The sequence below is a fragment of the Actinokineospora spheciospongiae genome (assembly GCF_000564855.1).
Classification (GTDB): domain Bacteria; phylum Actinomycetota; class Actinomycetes; order Mycobacteriales; family Pseudonocardiaceae; genus Actinokineospora; species Actinokineospora spheciospongiae.
In genome coordinates this window covers 1-11424 of sequence record NZ_AYXG01000234.1, presented here as the reverse complement: position 1 = coordinate 11424, position 11424 = coordinate 1, and the positions used below count along the sequence as shown (strand labels likewise).

At 73.8% G+C, this 11424-nt stretch carries 3 protein-coding genes; 1 reads left to right on the top strand and 2 read right to left on the bottom strand.

Annotated elements, in window-relative coordinates:
* Together UO65_RS30030 and UO65_RS30025 are read right to left on the bottom strand one after the other, a co-directional pair.
* The coding region (locus UO65_RS30030; RefSeq protein WP_161784542.1) for an SDR family NAD(P)-dependent oxidoreductase at window positions 1-8801 on the bottom strand (8801 nt) is incomplete at its 3' end.
* Window positions 8802-8803: 2 nt separating this feature from the next.
* Window positions 8804-10984, bottom strand: coding sequence for a beta-ketoacyl synthase N-terminal-like domain-containing protein (locus UO65_RS30025; RefSeq protein WP_052022002.1), 2181 nt, complete (start codon window positions 10982-10984; stop codon window positions 8804-8806).
* Window positions 10985-11234: 250 nt separating this feature from the next.
* Between UO65_RS30025 and UO65_RS38475 the strand changes: the two genes are divergently transcribed.
* Window positions 11235-11424, top strand: a 190-nt coding sequence (locus tag UO65_RS38475; protein WP_233427896.1) for a hypothetical protein, incomplete at its 3' end; no start/stop codon positions are given.

Here is an 11424-nt window from a genome sequence, read left to right as displayed (position 1 = left end):
GTCGCGTACTCGTCCAGCGACGCGGCGTCGGACTTCAACACCTCCCCGAACACCCGCCGCAGGTAGGCGCGGACGGCGTCGGCCTCGGCTGGCCCCTCCACCGCCACCTGCTCGACCACCGGCGCCGGGGCCAGCCCGGAGACCTGGATGCCCATCTCCGGCAGCCGCGCCCGGTCGCCCTTCATGACCAGCACCTGCGGCAGCCCGGCGTTGATCACGCGGCGCAGCGCGGCCATGCCGTCGGCGGGCTCGATCGACTCCACGCCCAGCCCGGCGAAGACCGCCCGCATCCGGTCGGTGGCAACAGCGCCCACGCTGCCCCAGAACCCCCAGTTGACAACGGAAACGGGGTGGTCGCGGCGCAGGTTGAGCCAGTGGGCGAAGGTGTCCTCGAAGGTGCTGGCCGCCGCGTAGTTGGCCTGCCCGCCCGCCTCCACGAACGACACCGCGGAGGAGAAGACCAGCAGGAAGTCGAGCGGTTCCCCGGCCAGCACGTCCGCCAGCGCGGTGCAGCCCGCCACCTTGGGCGCCAGCCCGGCCTCGAAGGTGTCGACGTCCATGTTGGCGATCGTGCGGTCGCGCAGGTCGAGCGCGGCGTGCACGGCGCCCCTGATGGGGCCGAAGGTGGCGCGGGCCTCGGCGACGGCGGCGCGCAAGGCGGTCGCGTCGGCGACGTCGGCGGACAGGTAGAGCGCCCGGCCGCCCAGGGCGGCGATCTCGTCGACCTTGCGCCGGTGGTCGGGGCCGAACGGGCTGCGGCCGATCCACACCAGGTTCGCCCCGGCGATCCGGGCGAGCAGCCTGCTCAGCGCGAAGCCGATCCCGCCCGCGCCGCCGACCAGCAGGTACGTGCCGCCCTCGACGAACGGGGTGGCGCCGACCGGCGGGGTCAGCCTGCGCGGCTCGAACTCGCGGACCAGCCTGCGGCCCCCGCGCAGCAGCACGACGTCCTGCGCGCCGGGTTCCGCGACGACCCGCTCGGCGGGCACCCCGGCGAGGCCGACGTCCACGCACCCGACGGTCCAGCGCGGGCACTCGGCGGCGACGGCCCTGGCCAGGCCGAGCAGCCCGGCCGCGTGCGGGCGGACCTGCTCGTCCGGCGCCGCGCCGAGCGCCCCGCCGAGCACGATCTTCACCGTGATCCGGTCCTTGCCGCGCCCGGCGTCGAGCAGGCGCTTGACCAGGCGGAACAGGCCCAGCGTGCTGCGGTCGACCTCCGGCGCCACCCCGGGTTCGGCGACGCGGGCGACGTAGTACAGCGTGTCGAAGGGGGCGTCGAGCGCGGACAGGTCGGGGTCGCCGACGTCCGGGACGACCACGGTGACCGCACCGCGCAGCCCCGCGGCGAAGGCGCCCGCGTCGGCGGTGTGCACGACGGCGACCCGGCCAGGGTCGACGGCCGGAGCCGCGGGGGCGTCCCGCCAGACCGGCACGTAGAGGGTGTCCTCGATCGGGTTGCGCTGGGCGCGCAGGGCGAACCCGGTGTAGCGGACCAATACCCGACCGGTGCTGTCGATCAGCCGGACCGTGTAGGTGTGTTCGCCGCCGGAGCGCACAACATGTGAGTACGCCGGGACGACGTGCGGGTGGAACACCTCGACGGTGTCGATGGCGAACGGGATCAGCGGCGCGTCGCTGCGCGCCTCCAGCGCGGCGACGGTCTGCTGGGCGCCGTCGAGCAGGTTGGGGTGCAGGGCGAAGCCGAGGTCGGTGCCCGCCGGGAGGGCCAGCGCGCCCAGTGCCTCGTCGGCGCCGAACGCCACCTCGGTCAGCACCTGGAACGCGCGGCCGTAGTCGATGCCCGCGGCGGTGAAGTCCTCGTAGTGGCGGTGCGCGGGCACGCGCCCGGCGCAGCGGGCGCGGATCGCGGCGACGTCGACCGTCTCGGTGGTGCCGGTGAACGGCGCGACGGTGCCGCGGGCGCTCGGGGCGGCGGGATCGTCGGCGTAGAGGGAGAAAGCGGTGCCGTCGACGCGCAGGCGCAGGGTGCGGGTGGTGTCGGCCTCGATCAGGCGCAGCCACCGGACGTCGGACAGCCGCACCTGCTCGGCGCCCGCCCGGAGCGCGGCGGACACGGCGAGGTCGATGCCCGCGGCACCGGGAAGCACGTTGTGGCCGCCGATGCGGTGCTCGCCGACGACCCAGTCGGTGGGTCCGAGGGTCAGGGTGAACACGCCGTCGACCGGCTCGCCGAGGTAGGGGTGTGCGGACCGCGGCGCGTCGAGGACCCAGTGGCGGTCGCGGGCGAACGGGTAGGTGGGCAGCGGGATGCGGCGGCCGGTGGCGGGCCACACCGGGTCCCGCCCGGCCACGTACTCCTGGGCCAGTGCGCTGGTGCGGGTCGGGCCTGTGGACAACTGTTCGCGCAATTCGGCGACGCTGCCTACGGTGAACGCCGTCCGGACCGCGAAGTGCGTGCGTCCGGTTTGGAGGGTGAACGCGAGATCGGCCAACGACAGGTCGTCGGTCAGGGCTGCGCGCAGCCGGTCGAGCGTTTCGGCCAACGCCCGCTCGGTGCGGGCGGAAAGGGGGATGACGTGATCGCCAAAGGACGGGGTCTTCGCCGCGGCCGGTGGTTCGGCGACGACCAGGTGGGCGTTGGTGCCGCTGAAACCGAAGCTGGACACGGTGGCGACCCGCCTGCCGTCGACCGCCCACGGGCGTCGGTCCGACACCACCTCGAACGGGCTGTTGTCCAGGTCCGCCTTGGGGTTCGGCTTGTCGAAGCCCGGTGCGGGCGGCAGCTCGCCGTGCCGCAGCGCGAGCAGGACCTTGAGCAGACCGGCGATCCCGGCGGCCATGGTGGTGTGGCCGATGTTGGCCTTCACCGAGCCGATCGCGCAGTAGCCGACGTCGGCGGAGGACCGGCGGTGCACCTCGGTGAGCGCCTTGACCTCGATCGGGTCGCCCAGCGCGGTGCCGGTGCCGTGCGCCTCGACCAGGCTGATCCCGCGCGGGTCGAGCCCGGCGCGGCGGTAGGTGTCGGCGAGCAGCGCGGCCTGGGAGGCGGCGCTGGGGGCGGTGATGCCGTTGGTCTTGCCGTCGCCGTTGACGCCGGAGGCCAGCAGCACCCCGTGCACGGTGTCGCCGTCGGCGACGGCCCGGTCGAGCCGCTTGAGCACGACCACCCCGACGCCCTCGCCGAGCACGGTTCCGTCGGCGGAGGCGTCGAACGGGACGCAGGTCTGACTCGGCGAGAGCATCCCGACCCGGCTGCCCCGTACGTGCAGTTGCGAGGTGACCATCAGCGCCACCCCGCCCGCGACGGCCATGGCGCACTCGCCGCGGCGGATCGCGTCAGCGGCCAGGTGCACCGCGACCAGCGACGACGAGCACGCGGTGTCCACGGCCATGGTCGGGCCGTCGAGGTTGAGGAAGTAGCCGATGCGGGCGGGCAGGATCGAGCTGGTGGTGCCGAGGAACGCGTGGCCGCTGTCGGCCCGGCCCGCCTCGGCCAGCAGCAGGCTGTAGTCGCCGGGCGCGCAGCCCACGAACACGCCGCAGCTCGTCTTCTCAGCCTTGCCCACCGCGTAGCCCGCGTCCTCCAGCCCGGCCCACGCCTGCTGCAGGAACAGCCGCTGCTGCGGGTCCATCGCCTCCGCCTCCAGCGGCGAGAGGTTGAAGAACGCCGCGTCGAAGCGGTCCACATCGGACAGCATGGCGCCGACCCTGCTGTAGGTGCGGCCTTCGGCGAGCCGGTCGGTGCTGTGCACCGCGTCGACGTCCCAGCGGTCCTTGGGCACCGGGCGGAAGCTATGCCTGCCCGCGACCAGGTTCGCCCAGAACTCGTCCAGGTCCTCCGCGTCGGGGAAGCGGCCGGACATGCCGATCACCGCGATGGGCGCGTCGGCGGCCGCGGGCCCGGTCGGCACCGGGGCCGGGCGGGGGGCGGGCCCAAGGTCAAGGACGTGGGTGGCCAACGCATCCATCGTCGGGTGGTCGTAGACGGCGACCGGGTCGACCTCGACGCCGAACCGCTCCCCGACCTCCCGCACGACCTCCACGGCGCCGACGGACTCCAGGCCCATCTCGCTGAAGCTCAGCCGCGCGTCCACCTCGTCGCGGCGCAGGTACAGCCGCGCGCACACGGCGTCCTCGATGGCAGCCAGCACCTCAGCGCGCGTGGCGCCCGCCACCGACAGCGAAGCCTCGGATCGCGGCTCCGCCACGGGTTCCGGCTTGGGTTCCGGCTCGGTTTCGGCGGCGATTTCCGGCTGGGGGGCGGCGGCCTTCCACTCGCCGAGCCAGTAGCGCTCCTCCTTGAACGGGTACGTCGGCAGCGGCAGCCTGCGGACCTGCCTGCCCGCGTGGCAGCGCGACCAGGGCACGTCGGCCCCGCCGACCCAGCGCTCGGCCAGCTCGGCCAGCTCCCCGGCGGCGAACAGGTCCACCAGCTCGTCGGCGGTGGAGGCGTCGTCGCCCGCGCGGGCGGTCCACAGGCCGGGGGCGCGTTCACCCGCCAGGTAGTCCTCCAGCTTGCTGCGCAGCTCGCGGGCGGTGGTGGCCACGACCGCCACCCGCTCGGCCAGCATCGGGCGACCGGTCTGCACGGTGTGGGCGATGTCGGCCAGGCTGACCGAGGGCGTGGTGGCACCCGCGTGCGCGGTCAGCTCGGCACAGGTGCTCGACGGGCCCAGTTCGGCGACGGTCCCCGGCGCCCGCTCGGCCAGCAGCGCCCGGACCCGGTCCAGCCCGAGGGCGTCGACCCCCAGGTCGGCCAGGGACTCGTCGGCGGCGACCGCGTCCTGGGGCACGCCCAGGATGTCCGCGACCAGCGTCGTCAGGGCCGCGACCAGCGCCGGGTCACCCACGGCGTCGCGCTGCTCGATGGCGGCGAACAGGTCGACGAACTGCCCGGCGTAGGTGTGCAGGACGTCGCGGTCGCGGGCGCTGAGCACGAACAGGTACGGCCCCGGCGCGTGCTCCGGCGGCGCGGGCGGCGGCGCGCTCTCCAGCACGACGTGGGCGTTGGCGCCCCCGGCCCCGAACGCGCTGACCCCCGCGCGCAGCACCGACTCCCCCGCCACCGGGTGCCAGGGGGCGCGCTCGCGCTGCACGGCGAACGGGGACGCGGCGAAGTCAATGTGCGGGTTGGGGGTGTCCGCGTGCAGGGACGGCACCAGCTCGCGGTGCAGCATCTGCATGACCACCTTGCTGATGCCCGCGATCCCGGCGGCGCTCTCCAGGTGCCCGATGTTGGACTTGACGCTGCCGATCGCCCGGCCGCCCGGCTCCAGGTCGCCGAAGGCCCGCCGGACGCCCTCGATCTCGATGGGGTCACCGAGGGACGTGCCGGTGCCGTGGGCCTCCAGGTAGCCGATGGTGTGCGCGGGGACACCGGAGTCCTCGACGGCCCGGCGGATGACCCCGGCCTGCGCGGTGGGGCTGGGCACGGTGTAGCCGCTGCCCTTGCCGGTGTGGTTGAGCCGGGTGCCCTTGATGACCCCGAAGACGAAGTCACCGTCGGCCCTGGCCTGGGCGAGGGGCTTGAGCAGCACCGCGCCGACGCCCTCGCCGGGGACGTAACCGCTGCCCCCTTCCCCGAAGCTGCGGCACCGGCCGTCGGCGGAGAGGAACTGACCCGCGCTGAGCTGGACGTACTTCTGCGGGTGGACCGACACGTTGACCCCACCGGCGATGGCCATCGTGGCCTGCCCCGCGCGCAGCGCCTCCACCGCCAGGTGCACGGCGGTGAGGCTGGAGGAGCAGGCGGTGTCGACGGCCATGCTCGGGCCGCTGAGGTCCAGGCAGTAGGAGACGCGGTTGGCGACGGTGCAGTGCATGGCGGTCGGGTGCACGCCGTCGGCCTCGAGCAGTTGGTAGTGGTTCCACATCACCCCGACGTAGACCCCGACGGTGTGCCCGGCGATGGCGTCCGGCCGGTACCCGGCGTTCTCGACGGCGCGCCACGCGGTCTTGAGGAACAACCGCTCCTGCGGGTCCATCCGCTCCGCCTCCCGGCGGGAGATGCCGAAGAAGGGCGCGTCGAACCGGTCGACCCCGTCGAGGAACGCGCCCCAGCGGCTGTAGCTGCGCCCGTCGGTGCCCTTGTCCGGGTGGAAGAAGTCGGCGTGCGCCCACCGGTCGGCCGGGATCTCGGTGACGCTGTCGACGCCGCCGGCGAGGTTGTGCCAGAAGGTGGTGAGGTCCGGCGCCTGCGGGTACTCCCCGGCGATCCCGATGATGGCTATGTCCTTGTCCTGCCCGTCCCGGGAGTCCGCGACGAGCCGCGACCCGGGCGCCTGCCCCGCTTCCCGGCCCGGCTCGGTGCCGTGGCTGTGCTGCTCGCCCTGTTCCTGCTGGGCTTGCGGCTGCGGGAACAGCGCCAGGACCCGGTCCGCCTCACCGTGGGAGACGACGAGGCGGCCGGTGCCGCCGAGCGCCGACCAGAGCAGGTCGAGGCCGACCTCGGTGGGCAGCGGCCAGGTGCCGGTGGCCTTCCCCGCCCGGAGCAGGGTCTCGTCGTCGACGCGCATCCCACCGTCGGCCCAGAAGGGCCAGCCGATCGCGAGACCGCCGTGCGCGGCGGTGAGGTGCTCGGCGTAGGCGTTGCCGTAGGCGTAGTCGCTCTGCCCGATGTTGGCCAGCGTCGCCGAGACCGAGGAGAAGGTCACGAACGTCTCCACACCGCCCGCCGCCTCGAGGAGGTTGCGCGTCCCCGCCGTCTTCGCGGCCAGGACCTGGGCGACGTCGGCGTCGTCCTTGCGGAAGAACAGCCCGTCCCGGACCAGCCCGGCGCAGTGGAAGACCCCGTCGACGGCACCGAAGACGGCCCGCGCGGTGGCGATGGCCGCCCTGGCCTGGGTCGCGTCGGCGATGTCGGCGCGCAGGTACTGGACCTGGGCGCCGGTGTCCTCCCAGCCCGCGATCCGGGTCGCCAGCTCCGGTGTGATCGACCGGCGCCCGATGAGGACGAGCCGGGCCTGGTACGCGGTCGCCAGCCGGTCGGCGAGGTGCAGCCCGAGCCCGCCCGCGCCGCCGGTGATGACGTAGACCCCGCGCTGCTTCGGCGTTCCCGGCGTGGTCGCGGCGGGCGCGAACCGGACCACCTCGCGGCGCCCCCGCACCCAGCGGACCTCGGAGTCGGCGAAGCCGTCGGCCAACTCCGCGAGGACGGTCTCGGCCGTGGGGTCGGCCTCGACCACCTTCGTGGTGAGCAGGGAGGTCTCGGCCGTCACCGTGCGGGCGAGCGCGGCCACAGCCGCGTTCTCCGGCCCACCCGGGTGCAGGAACACCACCCGGGCGGGCGCCTTGGCCTCCACCAGCGACTTGGCCAACTCGGTGAACGCACGGTACGCACCGGGAATCCCGGCGCCGACCGCTGCGGCGGTGCCTGCGGTGTCGGTGCCGGTGTCGGGGTCGGTGTCGGTCGGTGAGGGGGCGATGAGCACGTAGTCGGTCGCACCCCCGTCGACCAGGGTGAGGTGCCTGCCCAGCTCGGCCTTGAGCGCCGGGGTGGCCCCGAGCACGGTGACCGCGGTGGGCGTGGCGCCCGGGGTGGTGTCCTGGCGGGACCACACCGGGGTGAAGGCGTGCACCGTCAAGTCGGTCGGGATCGTCGTGGTCTCGGCGGTTCCCGGGGCGGCACCCGACTCGGGCGCCTGTGGGCTCGCGGCGGGTTTGTATGTGCCATGCAAGTGCTGTGCCAGGGAGGCGATGTCGGAGAACTCGAACAACAGGGTGGGGTAGAGCGCCGCCCCCACGTACGCCTCCAGCTCGCGGCTCATCCCGAGCATCGCGACGGAGTCCAGGCCCAGGGCGTAGAAGCCCGCCTTGGTGTCGACGGTGGACTTGTCGACACCGAGGGACGCCGCGACCATGCCGCGCAGGTGGTCGACGACCACCGCCAGCGGGGCAGGCCCCTCGGCCTGCGGCTGGGACTGGGGCTGGAACTGGGGCTGGGGCTGCACGGCTGCCTGCTCGGGCGTGGTGCGCGGGCCGGGTGCGGGCTGCGGGGCGGTGGGCTCGACGTCCAGCAGGCGGGTGATCAGCCCGGGGAAGCGGATGCGCTTGCAGGTGAGCTTGCCGAACGACGCCAGGAACCGGCCGTGCTCGTCGACGATCGTGTAGTCGTTGTGCATGACGTCACCGGACTCGGCGATGACCTCGGGGTGGGGCACGTAGGCGAACACCCGGCCGGTGATGGGGCGGGGGGCGCGGAACTCGCCGATGTGGACGGGGATGAAGGGTTCCTCGTTGAGCGGGGCGATCTGCCCGAACGCGGCGAGGGTGGAGCAGTCCAGCTTCGCCGGGTGGGCGTGGAACGCGCCGTCGGTGGCGGCCGTCTCCGCGTCGAGGGACAGTTCGGCCAGCAGGTGCCCCGGGCCGAGGCGCAGTTCGCCGAAGCAGCGCATGGCGTTGCCGTGCCGGATCTCCTCGGCCCTGGCCCTGGCGTACAGCTCGTCCATGTCGACGACCCTGGTTCCCGCCCGCAGCGCGGCCAGGTCCACCGGGGCGGGCTCGGGCAGGTCGGCGAAGACCAGTTCGGCCTGGAAGTTGTCCCGGTACTCCGAGACCGGCTCACCGCCGCGCAGCCACCGGCTCGACGCCGTGACGTGCCCGGCCGGGTCGATGCGAATCCGCACGTCCCGGTCGTGGCCGTCCTTGGTCACCATCGCCTCGTGGAACAGGACGTCGCGCACCACCGCCCGGGTGGTGTCGACGCCCTGGGCCGCCAACACCCGGAAGACGATGTCGAGGAAGGTGACCCCCGGCATCACCGAGACCCCGTGCACGCGGTGGTTGCGCATGACGAAGTCGGAGTGCGCCAGCACCAGGTGGCATTCGATACCGGTCGACATGGTCATCCCTCGGCTCGTGGGTGGGCGAAGGTCAGCGTGAGCAGGGAGGCGGTCAGACCCCCCTGGGCAGGCAGCTCGACCACTGGACTGTCCTGCGCGGAGGCCCCTCCGGGCTGCACAGGATTGAGCGGCGCACCCCCGACCTGCCCGATCGCTCCCGCGAACACGACTGCCCCACCCGGGGGCGACCCGCCGTCGGCCCCACCCACCCCGGGCGTCCAGCTCGCCACAGGAGCCGCTGGTGCGGACGCGCTCACCGGAGCAACCGGGAACCCGCCCTGCGGCCCCCCTCCCCCCGGCCCGCTCGCCGAGGCAGCCGAGAACCCGACCGGCGAAGCTCCCCCCGTCGCTCCGCTCGCCGAGGCGGCTGGGAAACCGACCGGTGCAGTCCCCTCCACCGGCCCGCTCACCGGGGTGACCGGTGCCTGCGGCCAGGCCGCCCGGGTCTGCGCCTCCTGCCGCCCGACGACCGGACCCGCCTGCGCCGTCCCCACCTGCCGGCGGGGCGTCGGCGGGTGGGGGCGGTCGAGCCAGTGGCGGGTGCGGCGGAACACCGGGGCGGGCAGGGGTTCGCGGGTGGGCGGGGTGGTCGGCACGTGCTCGGTGGCGATGAGGTGGGCGTTGGTGCCGCCGAGGCCGAAGGCGCTGACGGCGGCGGCCCGCGGCCCCGCGCTCTCCCAGGCCCGCAGCTCCGTGTTCGGTGTGAACGGCGACGCGGCGAAGTCGAACCGGGGGTTCGGGGTCTCGCAGAACAGCGTCGGCGGGAGTTGGCGGTGCTTGAGGGCGAGGACGACCTTGAGCACGCCCGCCATCCCGGCCGCGGAGAGGAGGTGGCCGATGTTGGACTTGACGCTGCCGATGGCGCAGAAGGCGGTGTCGGCGGTGGTGCGGCGGTAGACGTCGGTGAGGGCGCGGACCTCGATCGGGTCGCCGATCATGGTTCCGGTGCCGTGCGCCTCGACCAGCCCGATGTCGCGGGCACCGAGTCCGGAGGCATCGAGGGCGCGCTGCACCACCTTCGCCTGCGCGGCCGGGTTGGGGGTGGTGAGCCCCATGGTGTGCCCGTCGTTGTTGACCGCGACGGCCCGGATGACCGCGTGGACGCGGTCGCCGTCGCTCAGGGCGCGGTCGAGCGTCTTGAGCAGGAGCACGCCGCAGCCCTCACCGGGCACGAACCCGTTGGCCCGCTCGTCGAAGGTGAAGCACCGGCCGTCCGGCGACAGGGCGCCCGCCGCGCTGAACTCCAGGTAGGGCTGCTCGTCGAGGAGCACGTCCACCCCACCGGCCACGGCCACCTCGGACTCCCCGTCGAGCAGGCTGCGGCAGGCGAGCTGGATGCCGACCAGCGACGAGGAGCAGGCGCTGTCCACCACCATGTTCGGCCCGTGGAAGTTGAACTGGTGCGACACCCGCGCGGCGACGAAGTTCTGGTCGGTCCCCATCCCCGCGGCCCCGCCGCGGGCACCGGTCCGCTCCCGGTAGTTCGACATCCGGGCCCCGACGAACACCCCCACGTCACGCCCCCACAGCTCCCGCTCGCCGTACCCGGCGTCGGCCAGCACGGCGGCGGTCCCCTCCAGGAACAGCCGGATCGTCGGGTCGAGGCACGTGGCCTCCTCGGCCCCCATGCCGAAGTACTCGGCGTCGAAGTCCTCGATCCCGTCGACGAACGCCCCCCACTTGCTGGTGGCCGTCCCCGGGTAGAACTCCGCGGTGTCCCACCGGCTGCCCGGCACCTCGGTGACCGAGCACCTCTTGGCCGCGAGGTTGCGCCAGAACGCCCCCACATCGGGCGCGTCCGGGAACCGGCACGCCATCCCGATGACCGCGATCTCCCGTCCCCCCGGCGCCCGCCCCGGCCGGGGCAGGTCCGGGGCGGGCGCGGACGGCCGCTCCACGGTGGAGACCAGGGGGTCACCCCCCACCACCGCGGCCGGTCCGACACCGGCGACGCCCAGCGCACCGGCGAGTTCGCGGAGGGTCGGGTTCTCCAACAGCGTCCCGGGCTCCAACCGCCGCCCGAGCCGCCCCTCGATGGCTGTCATCAACTCGGCCAACATCACCGACTCGACCCCGAGGTCCTCGAACAACGCGGTGGAATCCAGTTCCTCCGCCGCGATCCCCAGCAACTCGGAGAAAACCCCCACCAACCACGCGGGCGGCTCCCCCTCCCCCAAGATCATTCCGCCCTGGGGACCCCCGATTTCCACGCTACCCGAGGGAACCGACACTCCAGAAGCCCGCGCGGACAGGCTGTGGACAAACTCCGCACCGGCGTCCACGAAGGACGGAACCACACCGGTTCCCGCCGCCTCCCCGGCCACTTCCAAGATCATCCCGGCCTGGGGACCCCCGATTTCCACGTTACCGGTTGGGGGTGACAGGGCGGGAGTGGTCGCGGCGGAGCTGTGGACAACTGCGGCGGGAGTGTGGATGGGCATGCCGGGGCTCTGGGTGTCGGAGCTCGGGTTGCCGGGGCTCGGGTTGTTGGAGCTGGGGTTGTTGGAGCTGGAACTGCCGGGGCTGGAACTGCCGGGATCGGGCTTATCGGCGCCGGGATCGCCGAGGTTCGGGTTTCCGGGGGCGGTGGGGCTCGTGGCGGTGGGGATGGGCTTGTGGGGTG